This is a genomic window from Scandinavium sp. (genome assembly GCF_036271055.1).
Taxonomy (GTDB): Bacteria; Pseudomonadota; Gammaproteobacteria; order Enterobacterales; family Enterobacteriaceae; genus Scandinavium.
The window spans coordinates 59914-84535 of the sequence record NZ_DATBBJ010000027.1; the positions used below are offsets into that span (position 1 = coordinate 59914).

The 24622-nt window shown below is 45.1% G+C and carries 21 protein-coding genes; all 21 read right to left on the reverse strand.

What is annotated here, in order from left to right:
* Nucleotides 1–48 precede the first annotated feature (48 nt).
* Nucleotides 49–1485, reverse strand: a complete 1437-nt coding sequence (gene wbaP, locus VH187_RS03225) for an undecaprenyl-phosphate galactose phosphotransferase WbaP (protein WP_414713898.1) — start codon at nucleotides 1483–1485, stop codon at nucleotides 49–51.
* Nucleotides 1482–2423 carry a glycosyltransferase family 2 protein gene (locus tag VH187_RS03230; protein WP_329700039.1) on the reverse strand — a complete coding sequence of 314 codons (942 nt, stop codon included), beginning with the start codon at nucleotides 2421–2423 and terminating at the stop codon, nucleotides 1482–1484. The genes wbaP and VH187_RS03230 overlap by 4 nt, the downstream gene beginning before the upstream one ends.
* The gene (locus VH187_RS03235) at nucleotides 2416–3276 is read right to left on the reverse strand and encodes a lipopolysaccharide biosynthesis protein (RefSeq protein WP_329700040.1); all 861 of its coding nucleotides are present in this window, start codon (nucleotides 3274–3276) and stop codon (nucleotides 2416–2418) included. Before VH187_RS03235 ends, VH187_RS03230 begins: the two co-directional genes overlap by 8 nt.
* Nucleotides 3277–3635: 359 nt before the next feature.
* Entirely contained in the window at nucleotides 3636–4757 is a 1122-nt protein-coding gene (locus VH187_RS03240) for a glycosyltransferase WbsX family protein (protein WP_329700041.1), read from the reverse strand.
* Nucleotides 4702–6108 carry a DUF6418 domain-containing protein gene (locus VH187_RS03245; protein ID WP_329700042.1) on the reverse strand — a complete coding sequence of 469 codons (1407 nt, stop codon included), beginning with the start codon at nucleotides 6106–6108 and terminating at the stop codon, nucleotides 4702–4704. Before VH187_RS03245 ends, VH187_RS03240 begins: the two co-directional genes overlap by 56 nt.
* The gene (locus tag VH187_RS03250) at nucleotides 6105–7265 is read right to left on the reverse strand and encodes a hypothetical protein (protein WP_329700043.1); all 1161 of its coding nucleotides are present in this window, start codon (nucleotides 7263–7265) and stop codon (nucleotides 6105–6107) included. The genes VH187_RS03245 and VH187_RS03250 overlap by 4 nt, the downstream gene beginning before the upstream one ends.
* 17 nt (nucleotides 7266–7282) lie before the next feature.
* A complete protein-coding gene (gene pseI / locus VH187_RS03255) occupies nucleotides 7283–8332 on the reverse strand; it encodes a pseudaminic acid synthase (protein ID WP_329700044.1) in 1050 nt (349 codons plus the stop codon).
* Nucleotides 8332–9864, reverse strand: coding sequence for a UDP-2,4-diacetamido-2,4,6-trideoxy-beta-L-altropyranose hydrolase (pseG, locus tag VH187_RS03260; protein WP_329700045.1), 1533 nt, complete (start codon nucleotides 9862–9864; stop codon nucleotides 8332–8334). Before pseG ends, pseI begins: the two co-directional genes overlap by 1 nt.
* Nucleotides 9842–10552 (reverse strand): pseudaminic acid cytidylyltransferase, encoded by a 711-nt coding sequence (gene pseF / locus VH187_RS03265; RefSeq protein ID WP_329700046.1) that lies wholly within the window; start codon nucleotides 10550–10552, stop codon nucleotides 9842–9844. Before pseF ends, pseG begins: the two co-directional genes overlap by 23 nt.
* A complete protein-coding gene (gene pseC / locus VH187_RS03270) occupies nucleotides 10553–11704 on the reverse strand; it encodes a UDP-4-amino-4,6-dideoxy-N-acetyl-beta-L-altrosamine transaminase (RefSeq protein ID WP_329700047.1) in 1152 nt (383 codons plus the stop codon).
* Nucleotides 11704–12702, reverse strand: a complete 999-nt coding sequence (gene pseB, locus VH187_RS03275; RefSeq protein ID WP_329700048.1) for a UDP-N-acetylglucosamine 4,6-dehydratase (inverting) — start codon at nucleotides 12700–12702, stop codon at nucleotides 11704–11706. Before pseB ends, pseC begins: the two co-directional genes overlap by 1 nt.
* A 46-nt stretch (nucleotides 12703–12748) precedes the next feature.
* Nucleotides 12749–13294: a dTDP-4-dehydrorhamnose 3,5-epimerase gene (gene rfbC / locus VH187_RS03280; protein WP_329700049.1), complete on the reverse strand. Its 546-nt coding sequence runs from the start codon at nucleotides 13292–13294 to the stop codon at nucleotides 12749–12751.
* Nucleotides 13295–13297: 3 nt separating this feature from the next.
* Complete coding sequence (gene rfbA, locus VH187_RS03285; protein ID WP_329700050.1) at nucleotides 13298–14176, reverse strand: glucose-1-phosphate thymidylyltransferase RfbA; 879 nt, start codon at nucleotides 14174–14176, stop codon at nucleotides 13298–13300.
* Between the two features lie 50 nt (nucleotides 14177–14226).
* On the reverse strand, nucleotides 14227–15126 hold the full coding sequence (rfbD, locus tag VH187_RS03290) for a dTDP-4-dehydrorhamnose reductase (RefSeq protein ID WP_329700051.1): 900 nt from the start codon (nucleotides 15124–15126) through the stop codon (nucleotides 14227–14229).
* Nucleotides 15126–16211, reverse strand: a complete 1086-nt coding sequence (gene rfbB, locus VH187_RS03295) for a dTDP-glucose 4,6-dehydratase (protein ID WP_329700052.1) — start codon at nucleotides 16209–16211, stop codon at nucleotides 15126–15128. Before rfbB ends, rfbD begins: the two co-directional genes overlap by 1 nt.
* 378 nt (nucleotides 16212–16589) lie before the next feature.
* Nucleotides 16590–17483: a UTP--glucose-1-phosphate uridylyltransferase GalF gene (gene galF / locus VH187_RS03300; RefSeq protein ID WP_329700053.1), complete on the reverse strand. Its 894-nt coding sequence runs from the start codon at nucleotides 17481–17483 to the stop codon at nucleotides 16590–16592.
* 145 nt (nucleotides 17484–17628) lie between these two features.
* Complete coding sequence (gene wcaM, locus VH187_RS03305) at nucleotides 17629–19032, reverse strand: colanic acid biosynthesis protein WcaM (protein ID WP_329700054.1); 1404 nt, start codon at nucleotides 19030–19032, stop codon at nucleotides 17629–17631.
* 10 nt (nucleotides 19033–19042) lie between these two features.
* Nucleotides 19043–20263, reverse strand: coding sequence for a colanic acid biosynthesis glycosyltransferase WcaL (gene wcaL / locus VH187_RS03310; protein WP_329700055.1), 1221 nt, complete (start codon nucleotides 20261–20263; stop codon nucleotides 19043–19045).
* Entirely contained in the window at nucleotides 20260–21540 is a 1281-nt protein-coding gene (gene wcaK, locus VH187_RS03315; RefSeq protein ID WP_329700056.1) for a colanic acid biosynthesis pyruvyl transferase WcaK, read from the reverse strand. The genes wcaL and wcaK overlap by 4 nt, the downstream gene beginning before the upstream one ends.
* A 164-nt stretch (nucleotides 21541–21704) precedes the next feature.
* The gene (gene wzxC, locus VH187_RS03320; RefSeq protein WP_329700057.1) at nucleotides 21705–23183 is read right to left on the reverse strand and encodes a colanic acid undecaprenyl disphosphate flippase WzxC; all 1479 of its coding nucleotides are present in this window, start codon (nucleotides 23181–23183) and stop codon (nucleotides 21705–21707) included.
* Nucleotides 23184–23192: 9 nt separating this feature from the next.
* Entirely contained in the window at nucleotides 23193–24587 is a 1395-nt protein-coding gene (gene wcaJ, locus VH187_RS03325; protein WP_329700058.1) for an undecaprenyl-phosphate glucose phosphotransferase, read from the reverse strand.
* Nucleotides 24588–24622 lie beyond the last annotated feature (35 nt).

Consider the following 24622-nt stretch of genomic DNA (forward strand, 5'->3'; position numbering starts at 1 on the left):
GATGTCGTCTTTAGATGGCTTTCATAAACGCATTTCTGGATCGAACAATCAATAAGCGCCATCACGATGCAACACGACTTTGACAGTCTTGAAGAGGATGGCGATGTCATTCCAGAGGGACCAATTTTTGACATACCAGGAATCAAAATAGACTCGAGTGTCATAATCCACATCATTACGGCCACTGACTTGCCACAACCCTGTCATGCCAGGCTTTGCCATTAAATAGTAGTCAACATCTTCATCATAACGACACAGTTCTTCCGAAATAATAGGTCGTGGACCCACCAGGCTCATCTGCCCTTTAAGGACATTGAACAACTGGGGTAATTCATCAAGGCTCGTTTTTCGAATGAAGCGTCCGACCGACGTAACGCGAGGGTCATTTTTCAGCTTAAAATCTTTGTCCCACTCAGCTCGAGCTTCAGCATCGTTATCCAATAAATGTTGTAATACTTCCTGCGAGTTCATCACCATTGAGCGGAACTTATAGCAAGGGAATAACTTACCATGTCTTCCGACGCGCATATGACCATAAATTGCAGGCCCACCATCGCGAGTCACTTTATACCAAAGATAGACAAACAGCGGTGATGACAACAGAATAATAAAGGATGAGCAGATTATATCAAACGTACGTTTAAGGAAACGTGACGTCCGCTTAGCCAGATTGTTATTAACACGAAATATCATAACCTCATGGCTGAATAAAAAAGCCATATCTGTTCCATAAAGAGGCAGGCCACGAGTTGTAGGAATTACAGAAACATGGCGAAAACCATGTTTAGATAGCATTTTTAACCAATGATCACGTACCTCTGACTCATCGGATTCTACCGCAATAACAAACTGAACAACTTTACTATGAAAATTATCCAGTAACAGCGTCTCGTCATTAACGAATGTAATATCTTCCATATCTTCCGTCATGTCAGATTTCTCACCGAACATGAATTTCACATCGAAACCAAGGCTGACTTCACTTCTAAGAGCAAGGCAAGCGTCAGCTGCATTTTTTCCAGTGCCGATAATAATCGTAGTCTTCTTCCAGCATCCTAATTTATCTAAAAAATTTCGTGCGAGCACTCGTCCAACAGGCACAAGGGTCATGGCAAATATCCACGTCAATACCCAAAGATAACGAGAAGACTGCCATTTCGAAAATGCAATTACAGAGAGTTCAATAATTGCAAAGATGATTAATGTCCGAAATAACTCTTTTAGTTCAAACCAAAACGGTTTTCTATAAGAATAGTGCCGCAATCTAACCCAGAACCAGCCGATGCAAATAGCGGCCAGTGAGATATGGGTAATAACACGGTTATCAAACTCACTTTGGGGGATGAATCGAGGGAGATTACCCGTAAAAAAATCAAGCAGGCCTAATGCAATGAAAAATGGAACAACCAAGGCAATAAAATCGATAAGCGCGACAGTACATTTAGCATAAAAAAAGGCTTGGGAAGATGATATATTTTTATTCACTTAGTCTCCGACTTCCAATATGCTTTATGCATGCTTAATGCCTTACATTTTTCAGGCGATAGTCTTTTGAAATTCTTGCCTGCCTTATAACCAAGGAGCTTCATCGCATTATTAATGCAAGCAGGAACAATCCATAATGGGTTGCGTCTTATCAAATAGTTAGCCTCAGAGAATAGAAATTTCTTCCCTTCTCCAGTAGCTCCACCAAACATCTGATTGATCCACGGTTCACATGAATGAAACACGCCAATATCAAAATATCGTTTAAACTCAGCCAACGGCGTATAATTATGAGAGTGCTTAACTGCGACATCAGGACAGTAACCTATCGAGTAACCATTTTTTATGGACTTTGCGGCAAAGTACATATCTTCACAGAGGATAGTATTTTCAGGAAAGCCACCAAGCAAGGAAAATACATGTGAATGGTATGCTGAGAAAGAGTTTGATAAAAACACTGCTTTCAAGCCCATAGTGCAACAATTTGTTGGTGTAGCCTTATATGCTTCATCACGATAGTTATAATAACGGGCATGTTCTGCCAAGTAATTGGCATCATCATGAGGTAATTGCTTTCCGTAGATAGCAGAAATATCTGCATTGACTTCAAATCGTTTGACGATCTCATCAATAACTTTTTCTGGTGTTTGCAATATTGCATCTTGAGTCAAGAAAACCAAAAATTCGGCCTTCAATTTATCAATGCAATAGCGTGCAGCAATATTTCTCGTCCCACCATGATTGAAATCTTTTCTTTTGATACCAATCACATCAAAACCATATCCCTCAGAAATCTCTCTCGTAGAGTCAGTGGATTCCGAATCAATGGTTATGATGAAGACTGTTTTATTTTTAAGTTTAGAAAGTTGTAACGCAGCGCGTTCCCATATTTCACCGCCATTACAGGTTGGTACAATAACACAAACATTTTTATCCATAAACGCGACTCTTTTTTAAAAGTAATGTTTTGTAGATGTATAAAAAGACAACAGCCAGCACCTGCCCCAGCGCAACGCCATATACACCGTAAAGGTATGCGCCAACAGGCATAGCAATCACTCCAATGAGTGCTGCATAAATAGAAGATAATATTATTTTTTTATCTTCATTAAGAGCATACAATTCATAGTGAGGTAAAAGGGCGAAACTGTAAATAACGCTGCTAGCCATAAGTATGCCAAGAAGAGGAAAATAATCAACTAATGCAGGTTTATTCATCCAGAAAAGAAGAATATAAACACCAATCGGTAAACATACGAATAACAACAGACTCAATGCTGAGACAGACATTAAGAATTTCTTTTTATGAATAGCTAACGCACTTTGGTCATTATTCTTGACCGCAGTAATGATTTTAGGATATATCTGCATCACTACAACAGCGTCAACAAATGCTAGCAATGCACTTGCAAAACTCGAGTAAAAAGAATATATCCCAACAGCAGAAAGATTAGAAAAATAGTTTAACGAGTACCTATCAACAAGATAGAGTGATCGTAACGCTAAAGTACCAATAAGTAATGGAATGGCAATCTTAATTCCAGTCCACATCCACGCGTAATCAATTTCTTTCTTTCCAATTGAATATCGCCTCAATCTAATTACTTCGGGTATAACAAGTAATATAGAAATGGCTGAACCTACCAACCATAATGCTAAAATGACCGTAACTTCGCGCAACTTTTCATCAAAATACATGACAATAATAGCTATGTAAACCCAAATTCCTGATCGAATAAAAAGCGCAACATTTGCCTTAAAGGATTTATCAAGGACGACAAGCAAACGCATTGACTCTTGTGCCAAATGCTCTGCGACAAGGATCAAATAGAACCAAAAAATAAAATGTTGTGATAGGACATCGAAGTAAAATAACCCGTAGATAAATGGAAAACTTATACAATAAAATAATATATAAAAGTAGAATTGATTTTTAACAATTCTGAACCATTGTGGCCGCTCTACCGACAGTATTTCTCTTGACGAAAAAGTATAAAAATCCATTCCAACAAAAAAGAGTGCATAACTCACCGATGCAGCAAATAATGAGTATGCACCAAGCTCTTCCGTGGAGAGGAATCGCGCAATAAAAATGACTAAAACGAAGCGACTTGCTAGCGTGGCGCCTCGGATTATTAGATTATATATTCTCACAATTTAGATTTTGAGCTCATGACTGAGCGCGTAATTTCAAGGAATGTTTTGCCCATTGCCTCATCGGGTTCAAGATGGCAACCTTCAGCCCATTCATTCCATGCATTAATGAAAATCAACTGCTGCTCACTGTCATAAGCTGCCGTTGATTTCACCGCATACATTAGCCATTTTCTGAAATCGTCAGGATCATTGTTCTGAATAACAGTTGGCGTTTTTCTACGCGCAGTATTGTCCCAGGAAGGGAACACAGTAGGGTATTTGACATAATCGGTAGGCCACTTATGGGCCGTCTTCTCGGCAACAATCTGTTTATAATCAATTTTGTTAACAGCTGATACATTAACTTTCAACGATTGGAACACCGTATTAGGGAGTAGTTTTCGCGCGGAATCGACTAATACCTGAGAGGATGTTTTCTTGTTTTTTGGAAAATCATTTCGATTAGGCTGAAAATCCATAATTGCATCAAATCCTAAAGACAAAATTTGATCATCAGTCAGTTCGACAAAACCATTTTTGACTGCAACCAAATGAAGTTCGGGCACACCATGATCCGCCGCGTGCCGCCTGAATAAATTAATATATTCTTTAGGTTCAGGAATATTATCTACACGATAAATTAAAAAAACGGGACGGCCATTAACACAGATATACCTTGAGTCAAGAAAGTACGGCGCGAGATACTTTACATGAGCAGTAATATCATTAAGATCAGCATAATCTTGCTTAATCAGTACTTCCCGCTCCATTCCATCCCAAGCTCTAGTCCAATTTTCATTCGCCCAGCACATACAAAATGGAAAATCAGGCGTTTCTGTCGCAAGCATCTCCTCAACGGGTTGTTCTAATAGAAGTTCACCATTAAACCAATAGTGATAATAACAAAAACCATGGATGCCATATTGTTTCGCCATTGCAGCCTGCTTTTCTCTCGTTTCAGCAAGGCGTAAATCATAATATCCTAAATCTGCTGGAAGCTGAGGCTGATGATGACCTGAAAAACGTGGTTTTGCTTTTACAACATTACGCCACTCTGTAAATCCCTCCCCCCACCATTCATTATTCCGTTTTACCGGATGAAACTGTGGTAGATATAGGGCTATTAATTTTTGCATTTTTTAACCTTAGCTCAGAAAAAAACAACAACAACAAAAAATAAATTAAAAACTTGAAATCTATGATATTGTAAATATTACCCATATTCAACGCGTGCGTTTCGATCAATAACACTTTTGCCGAAAGAAACAAAGAAATAATGTTGGCATGCTCTATTGATTTCTTTATTAAGAATAAGGTAATACCAACCAAGAAACCAAATAGAATATTGAAAATGTAGCCAGAAATGTAACCTACTGAAGATATTAAGATAGCAGGGTATCCCATTGTGAATGTTATACCGCGTTCACAGTAAGAGTCAACCAGACTGGATGGCGCGATCTGATACATTAAAGAATAAAGGCCACCTGTTATTTTGCAATTATCGCTATAGGCATATAGATAGGATAATCCGCTCTCTGTAGATCCACCACCATCAATAGCCCACCATACCTCACCTTGTAAATTCAATATCCGGCTTTCTATAAATGAAAAAATACTACCAGGTAGTTGATGAATGTATTTATATTGGTAGTAAATGAGTCCATATAACAGTACAGAAAAAACAAAAATAAATATAATGGTTCTAGAATTAATAATATTTATTTTTTTGTACACAACTAATGCACCAAAGAGACCAATAAAGAAATATAAAAGAGTGAGAAATACACCAGTAAATTTCTCACCATATAACACATTGAAGAAACAAAAAACAAAAATTATATAAATGTAAGCTGATGTATCTTTTGAATCATTTAGCTTTAGCTTTGAAATATAGACGCCAAGTACAAAGGATAGAAGATATCCTTGATACAAAAAATTTCTAACCCCTGGGTGTGGATGACTAGCCCAATAATCAAAGCGTTGAACCCCTTGGAGTAACGGACTACCCCATAATACAGCGTTCAAAGCTAGCACACTAAAAATTAACACTGACAACAAAATGATAATTTGCTTCTCTAATCGAGAATAATCACCGTGAATCGTAAAGCAATACCTACTTATACGATATTTATTAAAGAAATTAAATGTCATCATTGCAACCATAAAAAAGGATAGTATATAAAACACTAACCTTGTGGTGCCTCCTGTTGCGTATGACATAACTTGCAATTCTTCGATGTAAGCCCCAGTTTCTAGTGATAAATTTGAAATGATTGCTGTGAAATGTGGGAAAATAAAAGGCATTAATAAAAAGAAAAAATACTGTTTATGCTTGTATAAATACCAACAAAACATGACAAACAAAATGAGGCTTATCGCACCACAAAAAACAAACATATCTGAACTGACAGTAACTGCCATTACTGCCAGCAATGATAATATATAAATCATTAGTGGGTATAAACGGATACCAGAAGATATTCTCACATATTCACCATTGTAAGTTTTTTAATCTGATGAGATAGATTTTTGAAATCAGGCATCTCTAGCTCAAACGGCGATTTATGTATGATATCAAGTATAGATTTATCGAGATCTTGACTGTTAATAGTATAAGCATACCCAATTTTTTCAAAGTTATCACAGGCAAATTGCTCATCATAAATCTGAATAGCCAATTTCCCCGCCATTGTAACTTCCAACAATGCTGTAGAGGTAAATGACAAAAACACATCATGTTCAATGATTGCATCATTCATGTTTCCATCAAAAATATTGGCCATGCTTTTTAAATATGGCGCATCAGTTTCCCAAGGATGAGGTTTAAAACTATAAGAGATATTTGCAGACTTAAGCTGTGATGTAAGTATGTCAATACAGTTGATATACTTAGTTTTATATAGCTCACCATATTTAAACCATGGCTGACCTAGAAAACAGACCTTAATCTCGTTCTTAGGTTTCGAATCCACAACTTTAGTAATAGGTTCATAGAAACCACCAACGATAACTTTATTCGGTGCTATACCTAAGCCTGTTATTATATTCTTCTGATTATTGTCGTAACAAATAAAGTAGTCACACTTCCATCCATCAATTATTTTCGCTTCAGTTTTAGACTGAAATAAGCCATGCTGGATGCAAACAGTCTTTATATTTGCTGCTGCGGCAATGTTACAGAAGGTACGTTGAAGGGGAAGTGAATCATTTTCAACGATTAACATTACCTGCGCGTTACGGTCAGACAATCGTGTTAGCACTTTCTGCATACAACACGATTTTTTCAACAAACTGGATCGAACATCCTGCGTAAAACCCGTACTGAGTAGCGTCCAAAAATCGCCATTAGGTAAATAGCTTAAGTTATTTTTTAGACAATATAATAGCTGCCGAGGACCACCTATTATGCAAATATCTTTCTTGGGAAAGGTATTTATCAGATGAGAAAATCTATTACCTAAAACAAAATACTTTATTTTTTCCTTAGGTCTAAGCCAATAAAAAACAACTCGGCATAATAAATCATAAAAAGGAAAAATCCACTTGGCGTTTTTTTTATATAGCTTTGATATGTTTTCAGTAAAATTCTCATCGATTACATTTCGTTGATTCACATATTCATATACATCATCCACGTTTAACATATTGCTCCTAACTGACCCTACTCAATAAACTCTATTTTCAATGGCTGGCCAGATGTCAAATCACAATTTGCATTATTACCGATAAACATATCATAGTATTTAGGGACTACACCAAATCCCGGCCTGATACTTTTGATATTATCAGATGTGAAAGCATCACCTTTCTTAATATCTTTAACCACATAAAGAGAACGACGGAACTTTACGTTTCCTTTCTCACTTTCTTTGCGTTCATAATTGACATGACCTAACGCCTGCCAAGCAATCTTAGCATCGCGGCACAAAGCACGAAGCTCAGTTGGTTCGAGTGAAAAACTGTCATCTGGCCCGCCTCCATTCCGGTCCAACGTAACATGCTTCTCTATTACACTCGCACCAAGTACCACCGAGGCTACTGCAGTAGTATTGTCAATCGTATGGTCTGACAGGCCCGTGATAACACCAAATCGCTCCGCCATGTCAGGTATTGTCGCTAAATTATAATCCTCAGCAGGCGCAGGATATCCGCTGACGCAATGCAATACAACAAGCTCCTTACAGCCACCTTCGTAAGCTGCATCAATTGCCTCCTGAATTTCTTGCTCATCAGCCATACCCGTAGAAATAATCATGGGTTTGCCCGTTTTAGCAACGTACTTGATTAACGGTATGTCGATAGCTTCAAATGACGCGATCTTATAAGCTGGAGCATCTAGCTCTTCAAGTAAGTCAACGGCAGTAAAATCAAATGGGCTACTGAAAATCGTGATGCCAAGTTCTTTTGCTTTGTCGAACAGAGGCTTATGCCACTCCCACGGCATTTGAGCACCTTTATACAAATTGAATAACGTCTGACCATCCCATAGTCCTCCGTGAATTTGAAAATCTTCGGAGTCGCAATCAATCGTGATGGTATCTGCGCGATAAGTTTGAAGTTTGATTGCATCAGCACCAGCAGTTTTAGCCTCTTCCATAATTTTAAATGCGCGATTAATATCACCATTATGGTTAGCCGAAAGCTCAGCAATAATATATGGAGGATGGTCTTTACCAATCTTACGACCATCAATAGTAATAAATTCATTCATTATTTTTTCTCACTAATATATTCGCTGGGTGATATTTTCTTTAATCCGATAGAATTAAATAGCTTTTGTGATGCATGATTCTCTGGCAATACAGTCGCCAGCAAACTAACATTATTATGTAGCATAATTACGCGCTTAATTGCTGCGCTTGCAATACCTTTTCCTTGGCATGCATCTGTCAAAAATATTGATATTTCGAGCTCCGCGTTTCCATGTTCTACTGGATCTAATCTTATTACACCGCAGCGCGTATCATGCTCAATCATGTAAAAATAGGATTTAGTATCCTTCAACTTTTTTTGCATCCAACTGACATGATTTACATACAGTGGAATAACCGGATCGCGGGCATATTGACGGGTTTTTGGTTCGCACTGAAGTTGATAGACAAAATCGATATCGTCCACTGTCGCTTGGCGAAGTGTCACATTCTTGCCATCTTTAGCAGGTAAACATACTATTTCTTGGGTGACCCGCGCAAGCCCCAGGCCGTCGCAGATGTCCATAGCCAGTAGCCGTTGACAATGATAATCCGTTGTAAGTCGATTCAACGCATTATGAAGTGTAGATTCTGTAATATCATCTGAATGTAAAACAATCGCCCCAATCTCTGAAAGGTTTTTAGCAATAGTTAACTGATTGTCTGCAATTGCAACATTAATCGCGGGTAAACCCATCACGCAGCGTTCCCATGTAGTCCCTCCCATCGCGCCTATTGCGAAATCGTGATCGGACATGAGTTCAGCCATATTGTTTACATTGGTCAAAATATTTACATTATACTTTGAGTTTTCTATCTGCTCGCGAATGACGTTTTGGTGGGGATAGGCCGCTCCCAAAACTACAGTGATTTTATCGATGTACGGAAAATCGCCATTTTCCAGACAGCACAGTACGTCACCCGTTACATTTTGAGCATCAACTCCCCCCATTGTCACCAATAATGTGCTGGGTACTTTTACCTGGGCTTTATGCGCTTTGGATAATTCTCTTAATGCTGAAAATGTTGGGTTAAGAAGTGCAAACTTCGTCCCGGCCAATATTTTGCCATTATTTTTATTTAATCTGGCGTATTCCCGTGCATCACGCTGAAAGGTTTGATCAATAAGTACGTCGGAGTAATGCTGACGATTGCATAGATCATCGACTACGACCAGTCGTGCAAAGGGAAATTGCTTTTTAACAAGTAATTCCCATTCACTGTCGAGTGAGTAGTGGTCAACAATAATAAAATCTGGTCTGCAGTTTTGTTGCTTAACAAGAGTAATAAAACATTCAGCATCATCCGACTGGCCTCCATTTAGCCAGGATTTTTCATCTCTAATGTAATCATCTGTCTCAACGGTGGTATTAATGACGAGTGTTTCAAAACCATTGATTTCTATTTTCGGAATGATATTCCCATTATGGTTTTTAGAAACGAAAATACAATTTAAACCTAACGACCTCAATGAGCTTGCTAAATTTAGGCATCGAATAATATGACCAGAACCTATTGATAAAGATGAATCAACTCGCAGAAAGACATTCATTTTTTAACTCCATGGCCCTGAACAACCATTCAGCAACCCGCCAATCCTCTGGTGTATCAATGTCCTGTACTCGCTCACGTGGTAGTTCTATTGAATATGATTCAGCGCTAAAAATGGGTTTCTCAATGCGCCAGGCCTCTGACGTACCCCAGTAAAATTGTCCGGCATCATGCCAGGATTCTTCAAGGTCCTGAGAACGAACATGGAACATGTCAGGTGAAAACATACTAATCCGTTGTTCTTCACTTACTTTCAATGCTCGCTGGATAGGATAGGGATACCTTGCCACCGTGAAGGCATAATCGCCTCCCTGCTCTTGAAGGGTAAGTAATCCGCCTGCAATATCCACTGGTCTTATAAAAGGTGCAGTCGCATAGATGCAGCATACAAAATCTACCGCGCAACCATTCTCCATCAACCACTCGGTTGCATGGCGAATGACAGGAATAGTTCCTGCAAAATCATTGGAGAGTTCTTCGGGACGCATAAATGGTACTTCAGCACCATTATCGCGCGCTACCGCAGCAATCTCTTCATCATCCGTCGATACAATGATTCGATCGAAGACCCCGCTCTTTCGAGCGGCGTCGATTGACCAGGCAATCATAGGTTTCCCACAAAAATTTTTAATATTTTTACGCGGGATACGTTTACTGCCACCCCGAGCAGGAATGATTGCCACTTTCATTTAAAAAAACTCCCGGATGCTTTTGATAACAAAATTTTGCTCATCATCACTCAGCGTGGAATACATTGGGATACTTATTGCGCGTGAGTAATAATCTTCGGAAACAGGATAATCACCGACCTTATGCCCTAACTGCTGATAATGCGGCTGGGTATGCACGGGGATATAATGCACATTAACACCAATTCCCTTATCTCGCAGATGGTCAAACAAAGGTTTACGTTGCGCTGGGTCATTAACCATTAATGGATATAGATGCAATGCACTATATCCATCATCATCCTGTACTGGAGTTGTGACAGGAACACCCTTAAATGCTGTATGGTAACGTTTAGCTAGCTCATGACGTCGCGCCACGAAACCATCAATCCGTTTTAGCTGACTCACACCGAGTGCCGCTTGCAGCTCGGTCATTCGATAGTTCAAACCGAGACCTATCTGCTGATAATACCAGCCACCCTCGGCTTCTTTAGTCATCTTTTCGCTATCACGGGTAATACCATGGCTGCGTAATAGCTGCATTTTTTCCGCAAGCTCAGCATTGTTCGTTAGCGCCATTCCACCTTCAGCGGTAGTAATGATTTTTACAGGATGGAAGCTAAGGATGGTGATATCAGCAAATTTAGAATTGCCAATCTTACCGCCCTGATAATTACCACCAATCGCGTGAGAAGCATCTTCAATAATAGCGAAGCCATACTCTTTGGAGAGTCGATAGATCGCTTCCATTTCGCAGGACTGACCAGCAAAGGCAACAGGAACGACAACTTTTGGAAGCTGTCCCCGCATTTTCGCAGAAACCAACTTAGCCTCAAGCACCCTGACGCTCATGTTGTAAGTTTGAGGATCAATATCAACAAAGCTAACACTTGCATCGCAATAGAGTGCACAGTTTGCAGACGCAACGAATGTATTAGGCGATGTCCATAACCAATCGCCCTTCTGCAGACCCAGAGCAAGACAAGCAATATGCAATGCGGATGTCGCACTATTCACCGCGATAGCATGCTGCACGCCTACATAATCCGCGATGGCTTGCTCAAATTGAGGTACGCAAGGACCCTGGGTCAGGAAATCAGATTTCAGTACCTCAACAACCGCATTAATATCTTCTTCAGAGATATCTTGCCGTCCATAAGGAATAAATTTCATTAGATGTTGCCTACTTTTTCGCGGTTGTCATCAATCCACTGGCGCAATTCCTCAATACTCATCCATTCAGGATTGCTGTCACTTTCGTACACAAAGCCTTCCGGTACTTTCTTACCGTCTTTGATACGTTCTGGGGTGTCACACCAGTTATGGATAGCTGGCAAAATTTTATAATGCTCAGGGTATTCGTAAGTGTAATAAGCGTCTTCAGCACTGATCATCTGCTCATGCAGTTTCTCGCCAGGACGAATACCGATTACTTTCTGAATCGCGTCTGGCGCAACAGATGTGGCTACATCAACCACTTTCATTGATGGAATTTTCTTAACGTAAATTTCACCGCCAACCATGTCTTCAAAAGCATGCCAAACCAACTCAACGCCCTGCTCAAGCGTAATCATAAAGCGGGTCATACGATCATCAGTGATTGGCAGTTCACCCTTATCTTTAATGGACAGGAAGAAGGGAATGACCGAACCGCGCGAACCCATAACGTTACCGTAACGGACTACAGAAAAAGATGTTTTGTGGCCACCAGAGTATGAGTTACCGGCAACAAAGAGTTTGTCAGAGGCAAGTTTAGTCGCGCCGTACAGATTCGCAGGGCTGCTTGCTTTATCGGTAGATAGAGCAACAACGCGTTCAATACCTTTATCAATACAAGCATCGATAACGTTCATCGCGCCATTAATGTTTGTTTTTACACATTCAAACGGATTGTATTCAGCGGTAGGAACAATTTTGGTTGCTGCAGCATGGACAACGAAATCGACACCATCGAGCGCACGATGCAGGCGTTCTTTATCGCGCACATCCCCAATGAAGAAACGAATGCGGCTTTCATCTTTAAAATGCTTTGCCATTTCCCACTGTTTCATTTCATCACGAGAATAAATAATAATCTTTTTAGGATTATATTTTTCTAATGTCATACGAACAAATTTATTACCAAACGAGCCAGTACCACCAGTTACTAAAATTACTTTATCGTTAAACATAATTTACACTCTATACATTAGATAATTACAGATGCATCTGACATCGTTAAAAATATTCAGCCTGATTAAATAACGGCTGAGCTTGGTCCTTTTGTGATAAGTTTAGTTCAATATTTAACGGCCATTCAATGCCTATCCTTTGGTCACTCCAAAGAATGCCACGATCATGTTCAGGAGAATAATAGTTAGTCGTTTTGTAAACAAACTCAGCCGACTCACTCAGTACCATGAAGCCATGTGCAAATCCCTCAGGGATCCAAAGCTGTCGTTTATTCTCAGCAGAGAGAATGACACCGGTCCATTGACCGAACGTCGGTGACGATTGTCGAATATCAACCGCCACATCAAATACTTCGCCGGCAATGCAGCGAACCAGCTTACCCTGCGCATGAGGTTCTAATTGGTAATGAAGTCCACGCAACACACCTTTCGCTGATTTAGAATGGTTATCCTGCACAAACTCAACTTTACGTCCAACAGCTTCTTCAAAAATCTTTTGACTAAAACTTTCAAAGAAGAAGCCGCGGGCGTCACCGAAGACTTTAGGTTCAAAAATCAGAACATCCGGAATATCAGTCTTAATTACGTTCATCAATCAATAACCTTTAATCATTTTCAGAAGATATTGCCCATACGCATTTTTCGACAAAGGCGCAGCTAATATTTTCACCTGCTCAGCATCAATAAATCCTTTGCGATAAGCAATCTCCTCAGGACAGGATACTTTCAGCCCCTGACGCTCTTCTATCGTCTCAATAAAGTTGCTGGCCTCTATCAGACTCTGATGTGTTCCCGTGTCTAACCAAGCGTATCCGCGCCCCATCATGGCAACCGATAAGCGCCCCTGCTCAAGGTAAATACGGTTAATATCCGTGATTTCCAATTCACCACGTGCAGAAGGTTTAAGGTTTTTCGCCATTTCAACAACGCTGTTGTCGTAAAAATAGAGGCCTGTTACGGCGTAGTCACTTTTAGGTTCAACTGGCTTCTCTTCAAGGCTGATTGCCGTACCGCTTTTATCAAATTCCACAACCCCGTAACGTTCCGGATCTTTTACGTGATAAGCAAATACAGTTGCACCACGCTCCTGGCTAATGGCCGTTTCCATGAGTTTTGGGAGATCGTGGCCATAGAAGATGTTATCGCCCAAGACCAGTGCACAGTCATCATTGCCGATAAACTCTTCACCAATAATAAAGGCCTGCGCCAGTCCGTCTGGGTTTGCCTGCACTTTATACTGAAGACTAACCCCCCACTGGCTACCATCGCCCAGCAATTGTTCAAAACGAGGTGTATCCTGCGGTGTGCTGATGATGAGAATATCTCGAATGCCCGCCAACATTAATGTTGAGAGCGGGTAGTAGATCATAGGCTTGTCATAGATCGGAAGAAGTTGTTTACTCACGGCCATCGTTACCGGATAAAGACGAGTACCCGACCCACCAGCAAGAATAATTCCCTTACGCGTATTCATTTCATCATCTCTTTATGCACAAAATGCCATGACCAGGCATTTTTTTATATTTAGATTGTTGTCGTCGTAAACAACTCTGCCAGCATACGTTTAACGCCCATTTCCCAGTGCGGGAGCGTCAAATCAAAATTACGCTGGAACTTTTGCGTATTCAGCCTGGAGTTATGAGGGCGTCGGGCAGGTGTCGGATAAGCACTGGTGTCGAGTGCATTCAATTTGTTAAGTGCCAACTTGATACCTGCTTTGCGTGCCTCATCGAACACCAGGGCAGCAAAATCATGCCATGTCGTTACACCCGAAGCCACGAGATGGTAAAGGCCTGCAACATCCGGTTTATTCATCGCAACACTGATGGCATGTGCAGTACAGTCCGCCAGTAGCTCTGCGCCGGTCGGGGCGCCAAACTGATCGTTGATCACCGACAGCTCTGCACGTTCTTTTGCCAGGCGCAGCATGGTTTTAGCAAAATTATTGCCTTTGCCTGCATAAACCCAGCTGGTCCGGAAGATAAGATGTTTTGGACAATTTTCCTGAACCGCCTTTTCACCCGCCAGCTTAGTTTCGCCGTATACATTAAGCGGTGCAGTCGCATCTGTCTCAAGCCACGGGGTCTCTCCCGTACCAGGGAAAACATAATCAGTTGAGTAATGAACAACCCAGGCGCCGATTTTTGCTGCTTCAATTGCAATAGCTTCAACACTGGTTGCATTGAGTAACTGTGCGAACTCAGGTTCAGATTCCGCTTTATCCACCGCAGTATGCGCCGCAGCATTAACAATAACGTCGGGTCGAATTTTTCGAACAGTTTCCGCCACGCCCTGAGGATTACTGAAATCGCCACAGTATTCCTTTGAATGGACATCAACTGCAATAAGATTCCCCAACGGCGCAAGCGCACGTTGCAGTTCCCAGCCTACCTGCCCCGTTTTACCAAACAGAAGAATGTTCATTAGCTGCGGTCCTCATAGTTCTGCTCAATCCAGGTTTTGTAGGCGCCACTTTTAATGTTCTCAACCCATTGAGAATGGGTCAGATACCATTCGACCGTTTTACGAATCCCACTTTCAAAGGTTTCTTCTGGCTTCCAACCTAGTTCACGGCTGATTTTATCGGCATCTATAGCGTAACGACGGTCATGTCCTGGACGGTCGGTAACATAAGTAATCTGGTCACGGTAGGAACCCGTTTTCGGCACAATTTCATCAAGCAGATCGCAGATGGTATGCACAACATCGAGATTTTTCTTTTCATTATGACCACCGATATTGTACGTTTCGCCCTTCACACCTTGTGTAACCACGGTATAGAGCGCACGAGCATGGTCTTCTACGTAGAGCCAATCACGAATCTGATCGCCTTTGCCGTATATCGGCAGCGCTTTCCCTTCGAGCGCATTAAGAATAACGAGCGGGATAAGTTTTTCAGGGAAATGGTATGGGCCGTAATTATTCGAACAGTTAGTTACGATAGTCGGCAAACCGTAGGTGCGTAACCATGCACGCACCAGATGATCGCTCGACGCTTTTGAGGCAGAGTAAGGGCTACTCGGCGCATAAGCGGTTGTTTCGGTAAATAGCGGCAGTTCTTCACCTTGTGCTATTTCATCCGGATGAAGTAAGTCGCCATAGACCTCATCAGTAGAGATGTGATGGAAGCGGAACTTCGCTTTTGTCTTAGGATCTAGATCCGACCAATATTTGCGCGTCGCTTCTAAGAGCACATAAGTCCCGACGATATTAGTTTCGATGAAAGCTGCCGGGCCGGTGATCGAACGATCAACATGACTTTCAGCAGCAAGGTGCATGACTGCATCCGGTTGATGTTCCGAAAAAATACGCGCCATTGCTTCAGCATCACATATATCAGCCTGTTCGAAATAATAGCGGTTGCTATTTTCAATATCTGACAAAGATTCAAGGTTGCCTGCATAGGTCAATTTATCGACATTAACGACTTCATCTTGAGTATTATTAATAATGTGTCGAACAACTGCAGAACCAATAAATCCTGCGCCGCCGGTAACGAGAATTTTCACGTGAGATATCGCTCTTAATCTATAATAGGTAAATAAGAATTCGAATGTTCTATCAATTACTTGTTTGCTTAGTGCCCTGCAAGCAACGCTACCGCCCCTGGCTCAACAGCTACCAGTGCACTGCACGTAATGTCAGTATGTGTCCCAGACGAATGATTAAAATCCATCCATCTAGCATGTAAATCTAATCCATTATTGTGGTCTTAAACACCATTCAAAACAAGGGAAAATCCCTGTGAATTGATACAAATTTGCGGTTCGAACTACCCGTTTTAGCTGCTGATTTTAAACGGAAAAACGGCAGTGACATTATGAACGCATCCTCTACGCTCATAACCTCCCCCTGCCGTTTAAGTCTGGCACTCTGTGCCTTATGGATCAGTCAATCAGCAGCTTCTTAATGCTTTCTCTGAACTTCGCGCCTTCTTTCAGGTTGCGCAGTCCATACTGAACAAACGCCTGCATATAGCCCATTTTTTTGCCGCAGTCGAAACTGGCGCCGGTCATCAGCATTGCATCAACAGACTGTTTTTTCGCCAGTTCTGCGATGGCATCTGTTAACTGTACGCGGCCCCAGGCTCCCGGTTCGGTACGCTCAAGTTCAGCCCAAATTTCACCTGACAGCACATAGCGCCCAACGGCCATTAAATCAGAATCCATGGTATGCGGCTGGTCAGGTTTTTCGATGAAATCAACGATACGGCTGATTTTACCTTCCACTTCCAGCGCTTCTTTGGTTTTGATGATGGAGTACTCGCTGAGATCCCCTTCCATATGCTTCGCCAGCACCTGGCTGCGACCGGTTTCGTTGAAACGGGCGACCATCGCGGCAAGATTATAACGCATCGGGTCAGCGGTAGCAGTGTCCAAAATGATATCGGGCAGCACGACGACAAACGGGTTATCACCCACAATCGGTCGCGCACAAAGGATAGAGTGACCCAGGCCAAGCGGCTGTGCCTGGCGCACGTTCATGATGGTCACGCCTGGCGGGCAGATTGCCTGCACTTCGGCCAGCAACTGGCGCTTAACGCGCTGCTCAAGCAGTGACTCGAGCTCATAAGAGGTGTCAAAGTGGTTTTCAACCGCATTTTTAGATGCGTGGGTGACCAGAACGATCTCTTTGATCCCCGCAGCAACCACTTCGTCGACAATGTACTGAATCATCGGCTTATCGACGATCGGCAGCATTTCCTTCGGAATGGCCTTAGTGGCAGGAAGCATATGCATCCCAAGACCAGCTACCGGAATAACTGCTTTCAAATTACTCATTATCATGTCCACCTATGAATGGTTGGAGAATTATAGCCAGTCAGGACGTTTTATCCAGCACGTTTTTTTGATGATACCTGGCAAATTTTGATAAAACCTCGGGCTTAATCCGAGAGTTGCAGCGATATTCCAGGAATCATCGTAATTATCTTCCCGGCAGCCGAAAATTTAACCCGTTCGCGTTCACGGTGTGTTGATCCACCCGGTCGATATCGACGGAACGCTGGCCTTTTTCATTCACGGCTTTGATGTTTGCCAGTGACAGAAGCGTGTCTTCCTTGGCCATAAACTTACCGCGTACATCTTTACGTAGATCGAAGTTCATCGACAACGCCGGGCCACGTTCCGCGTCCTGCATCACATTGATATTGCGCATGAAAAGATGCTGCGGTTTGTTGTGCAACTCCAGTGACGCGCGTTTCAGATTGAGATTGGTGATCGCCACAAACGACTGTGCATTGCCCGAAGAAATCTGGATCCCGCGTAGCTTGTACGGCAGCGTCGTATTGTCCATCCGAATGTCATTTAGCTTGAAGTTCTGCGGGATGGAGAGGTAGTTACCTTTGATAACGCCATAGCCTATCAGCATCCCGGCGCTACTGACCATATCAACGTTGTCTATTATGAAATTATCACAGCCGTAAATGGCGACCGTGGCGTTATCAATGCCCGCCTTCTTGCTGAACTCCGGGGTGATGTTCTTGGCCTTGATATTACGAATAATGAAGTGCTTACCGTTTTCGACATGGACCAGTTGTCGGCAGTTGCTCCCCGTGATGTTAGCCACCACAAAGTTCTTCACCGCCTGGTCTTCCGGGTAGCCGTTGTCATAAGTGCTTCCCGCCAGCCCAATGCCAATGCCCCAGTTGATTTTGCCGTTGGTGCAGTTGATGTTATCGATCACATGATCGGAGATGAGAATGTTCTTATCGTTGATCGCCACATTCCATTCGATGGCATCGCCTTGTAACTCGATGAATCGACCGTTAGTAATTTTTACGCCGTCGAACTGGTTATGAAACCCCTGCCGCAGAATGCCGTAATTGGCCTTTGTAACGGTGATATCGTCGATAAGCAAATTACGCATCGTGCGCTTGTCTTTACCGCCAATATAGATTTGCGCCACAGGGCCGTAACCGCTCAACGTCACGCCCTGAATCACGCAGTCGGAACCACGAACATCCAGGCAAATATTGTCCAGGCAGCCGCTCTTGCCGACAATTTTACAGCCATCCTGTAACGCGAATCGTCCACGACCATTGCCTTTAAGCGCCCCGGAAACCAGCAGCGTTTTGCCCGCAGGCATGATTATCCCGGTGTTGATGTTTTCACACACCACACCCTTCGGGACTTCAACCACATCGCTGTCTTTAAACGCATCATTAAATGCTCGGATCCAGTCGTTACCGGGATTGTAATTGCGGATATCAACGGCCTCATTTCGCCCTAATGCGCGGGCGGCAGGCATGTTGATGAGAGGCAGTGCGGCCAGCGCAGAGCTGGCCCCAAGGAAGGAGCGGCGTGAAAGGGAATACTTTTTATCCGTCATGCGACCTCGTTTACAACGTCTGCAGCAGGCTGGCTAACTGTTGGTTAATCACCTGCTGGTTGAATTCAGATTCGACTTTAGCTCGCGCTTTAGTCACGACGGGTTGCAATGCCTGGCGGTCAACAGCGCCAAGTGCGTTGAGCCTGTCGGCGAGCGAAGCGGCGTCATTTTCCGGGACCAGCCAACCGGATTCCCCGGCATCAATGAGTTCAGGAATGCCGCTGTGTACGGTTGAAACAACAGGAATACCCACCGCCATAGCCTCCATCAGGGCAACTGGAATGCCTTCCATGTCGCCATCTGCCCCGGTGATCGACGGCAGCAGGAAGACGTCGGCTTCGTCCAGCATCGCTTTCACTTCGTGGCTCGGCTTAAAGCCCGGCATTTCAATGACATCTTCGAGTTGATACTGCTCGATGAGCGTACGCAGACGGCGCTCCCACGGGCCAATCCCCAAAATGCGATAATGGAACCGCACGCCGCGTTCTTTGAGCTGACGACAGGCTTCAATCGCCACGTGCAGCCCTTTTTTCTCGGTCAGACGGGCTACGGAAATGATTTGCAGCGTCTCACCCGGCGCTTTCACCGGGCGCAGCGCAAAGCGTTCCATGTTGACGCCCATCCGCGACACCACGATTTTCTCCACCGGACAGCCCATGGTTTGCAGGCGACCGGCCCACAAATCGCTTATCGGCAGCATCACATCCCCACGACGAAACAACTGCTGATACTCCGGCGTGTAGTGGCTGAGCACCTCGCGACTGGAGATGTCTATCCCGTGGAATACGGTGGCAATTTTTCCGCGTAAAACGCCCAGCTCGCGCAGTTTGGCAGCGGTGACACCCGCCGGGCCAAAGTGCGCGATAAAGACGTCGGCAGTAAACGGCTGTGGGTTTTGCGACACAATCGAGGAAAGGATGAGGTGGCGAGCTTCATGGCCATAGCGGCTGGCGTTCAGCGCCCGGAAGGTCGCACCGCGGTGCAATCCTTTCAGGGTGCTAAATGCGCGATAACGCAGTTTGGCGAGTTTCCCCGCAGGCTCATCCTGCAACCAGCGGGTTTTCTGCGCCAGACCGTAGCGCGTATAGGCCTCATGAGTGTTAGTCATGTCGCCCTTCAACAGCGCGACAATTTCCACTTCATAGCCCATTTCGATAAACGCCACGATCTGATTTAAAACGAAGGTTTCAGACGACAACGGAAATTTTAACAGGAAGAAACCAACCTTCATTTCCCCTCCCCGATGCGGTCCAGCACGGATTTCACCATCTGCAAACCGTTCTGGCGTTCAGCTTTCACCGCCACACGCAGACGTTCGTTGATTGCCGGAAGCTGTCCGAGCGTATCGGCAACCATCGAGCCCAAACTGCCGTCCAGCAGATGGCGAATGTCCATCGCCATTTCCGGCATCCCCAGTTGCTGCATGATCCCGGCAGATTTGTGCTCGTAGTTAATGGCAATGGCTGGCGTGTCGAAATTCATTGAGATAATCGCTGAATGCAGGCGTGTACCAACGGTCAGGTCGCAAGCGCCAAGAATTTTACCCATTTCTAGGTCGTTCAGCTCATCCATCACCACGTGGTACTTCGATGGGTCGCTGATGTGTTTTTGCAGATTCAGCGCCACCATGCGGTCATCTTTATTGTAGCTGTCGATGCCAGTACAGGTCGAAAGCGCAATCACCTGATACCCGGCGTCGATAATGCGGTTCACCACGCCGGCAAACGCTTCTTCGTACGCTTGCTGAGTGGTGCCGAGGCGTTTATCAAACGGTGCCAGTTCGCGCAGAGTGACGGCGACGGTTTTGTGCTGACCAATCTTGTTTAGCCAGTGTTCGACGGCGTAGCTGGCGGTGTAATCTTCGTCGTGATGATCGACCAGCCAGGCGGTATCAACGCCCTGCTCCACTTTGGCGGTGGTAATGTCGCTGCGCTCCATCATATTCAGGCTGACGGATTCACGCAGGATCAGCGCATCACACTGACCGAAAACATAGTTCGCCAGTTGATTGAATTGCGGATCCTGGAACGGGCCGACGCTGTGACCAATCATGTACAGCGGCTTTTTCGCCATAAAGGTACACAGCGCATGTTCAAACTGTGGCGCGCCATAGAGGTCAACGAAGAACGAACCGCCGACCTGAATAATCGCATCATAGTTACCGAGCAAACGGACAAAATCAGTGAAGCCCTGTGCGATAGCAATATTGCGCAGCTTGCCGCTGTCGGTCACGCGGGAGAGCAACACCTGATGCTGGTAACGACGACGCAGCACTTTCTTCACGCGTCCCATCACGCCCGCCGCGCTGTTGTGCTGTTTCATCTGCGTGTACAGCGGGTCGCCCATCACCGGGCGATTCAGCAACCAGGATGAACTGACCGGATAGCGGCTCATGACGTCCACTTCCGCGTCAGGGTTCAGAGTATTGATGGCATCCAGCAGGCCGCGCAAAATGGCGCTGTCGCCACGGTTACCGCAAGTGTGGTTGCCAAGGATCAGTAATTTCATGAGGACCTCTTTAATCCACGCATACTTCTGGCGATCTCTGCGTTGGCTGCCATCGTTCACCCCAGTAACTTACTCAAGTAAGCTCCTGGGGATAAACGCTGTTGCCGCCTTGACCTCACCAGAATTATTCGTGTCTTTGATTTTGATAATGTTATGTGTGCGCTCTAGCCCGCACGCAGCAGCACTTTCATTTTTTCGCTACGGCACAGCTGGCGTTTCATTTCGACCACCAGCGGATGCCGTGACAGCACAATCATTAGCGCGAAGGCCAACACGCCCGCGGCAATCTGCATCACCAGCAACAGTGGCAGAGACATCGCGCCATTAAATGCCACGCCAAGCCCGTAACTCACGGCCAGCGTCGGCAGCGACAGATATAGCGGCAGCCACAGGCTGAGAATGTATTCACGGTAGCTGGAGCCCAGCACCGGTTTAATCATCACGAAGTAACTCAGTACGGTGTTCACGACCTGCACCAGCAGGAAGCCGAGCGTCACGCCCAGCGCACCGGCCAAATGGCCGCCGATCAGGATCGCCGGAATAAACAGGAAGGTTTTGAAGACGTTGAATTTAAAGCTGATGTCCACTCGCGCTTTCGCCATCAGCAGTGAACCAATTGGATTACCGACAGAACGCAGCAGACCCACCACGCACAACAATTGCAGGACAGGCACGATGCTGACCCACTTTTCGCCGAACACCAGCGGCACCACGTTATTACTGACCACCATCAGGCCCAGTAACACCGGGAAATTGATGATGCCGACAACCGACAGCAGCTTGTAAAAGTTAACGCGCAGTTTGGCGGTGTCGTCCTGAATTTTGGCGAACGCCGGGAACAGCACGCGGGTGATAATCGGGTTGAGTTTCATCGGCGGCACAACAGCGACGTTATAAGCCAGGTTGTAGCCCCCGGCGACGCTCGCGCCGAGAATGCGCGCCAGCACCAGCGTAGAAAGGTTGGTATTCACATAGTTGATGATGCTGTCGGCGGTCAGCCACGCGCCAAAGCGCAAATTCGACGAAACAGATGCCAGCGAGAAATGCAGGCCCGGACGGTAAATCCGGCGGCCAAACCAGCCGAACAGCAACGTACGCACCGCGCTGTTTACCAGATAACCGAGAATAGCGGTCATCGCCAGCGGCCAGAAATGCGCGCTCACCACGGTGAAGGTGAAACCCGCCAGCACGGCGGAAGTTTCAATCATGCCAATCTTGTTGAATTCCAGCTCTTTTTGCATCAGCGCACGGAATTGCTGCCCGTGTGGGATCACCACAAATGCAAACGACAGCGTGCGCATCAGCGGCGCCAGATCCGGGTTATGCAGCACATCGGCAATCACGCCGCTCAGTGAAAACACCAGCGCAAACACCACAATCCCCAGCCCAACGTTCAGCCAGTACAGCGTCGTCAGTTCGAGATGGCTGATTTCTTTACGCTGAATAATCGAGTTGGCGATACCGAAATCCGACAGCGTGTCTGCCAGGGCGATGATCACCAGCGACACGGTCAGCAGACCAAACTGGTGATTGTCGATAATGCGCGCCAGCACGGTCATCTGCACCAGCCCCAGGCCGATGATCACCACCGTTGCCATGGCGGACCATTTCGCGCCGCTGATGGTTTTTTCTCTCAGGCTCATGTCGCTACCTCAATACGCTGCTTTGTTGACAAAGCCTTTGAAAATCGTCAGGAACACGATGCGAATATCAAACCACAGGCTCCACTCGCGGATGTACTCCAGGTCGAACTCGATGCGTTTTTCCATTTTTTCCAGCGTGTCGGTTTCCCCGCGCCAGCCGTTGATTTGCGCCCAGCCGGTAATACCTGGCTTCACTTTATGACGCAGCATGTAGCCTTCAATCAGCGGACGATATTCTTCGTTATGCGCTACAGCGTGCGGACGAGGGCCAACAATCGACATCCCGCCGGTCAGCACGTTGATGAACTGCGGTAGCTCGTCCAGTGAAGTACGGCGCAGGAAGTTGCCCACGCGGGTGACACGCGGATCGTTTTGCGTTGCCTGCGTCACCACTGCGTCGTTTTCCATCACTCGCATCGAGCGGAATTTCCACACTTTGATAGGCTTACCGTCCATACCGTAACGGGTCTGACGGAAGATAATCGGCCCCGGAGATGTCACTTTGACCGCCAGCGCAATACAGGCCAGAACCGGGGAAATCAGCAGTAAAATCATCGTCGCAAGCACGATGTCTTCTACGCGTTTCAGCACACGGTTGAAACCAGACAGCGGCGTGTCGTACAGCGGCACCACTGGCACACCGTTCACTTCGTCGATACGGGAATGGAGAATATTGAAGGTGAACACGTCAGGAATGAGGATCACCGAACAGGTGGTGTCTGCCAGCTCACGGACCAGATCTTTAATGCAGGCTTCTTCTTTCATCGCCAGCGCGATGTAGACGTTGTGAATTTTACCCGCACGCGCATCTTCCAGCAGTTGCTGATAATTTCCCGCCCAGTCGTTACCTACGCCGCCCGGTTTGGCATCGTGATAACTCCCGACCACTTCAAACCCAAGCCACGGCTGGTTGCGGAAACTGTCCATTAAGATCTGGCCGGCAGGCATATCGCCGGCAACGGCTACCTGGCGGATGTTGTATCCGCGATTGCGCAGCCAGCCCACGCCAAAGCGGATAAACGCTCTGCACGCGACCATGCCGCAGGTGCTCAGCAAATACCACGCCAGCCAAACCGTAAGGCTGTTGTTGAAATCGTTATTGAAGGCCAGCAGTCCAGCGCAAAGAATGAGCGCTAAGGTCCAGTTTTGCAGGAGTAACAGCAGTTCGGTCGTCATGCGCACACCGCGCCATGAACGGTAAAAATCCGTCATCCCGCCGATCATCTGAAATACCACTAGGGTAATCAGCGCCATCAGCAAATGCATGTAGGAAAACGGCAGTGCAGCCCCTTTGCAGACTACCCACAGCCCACCAAACATGATGGTAATGTCGGAGAATCGCTGCACCATTGAGATTAACGATGCATTCGTTTTGGCTCGCTCGCGCTTTCTTAGAGTCGTCATCGTTGTTCCTGTTAAAAGTGTCCCTCTCCCGTCCG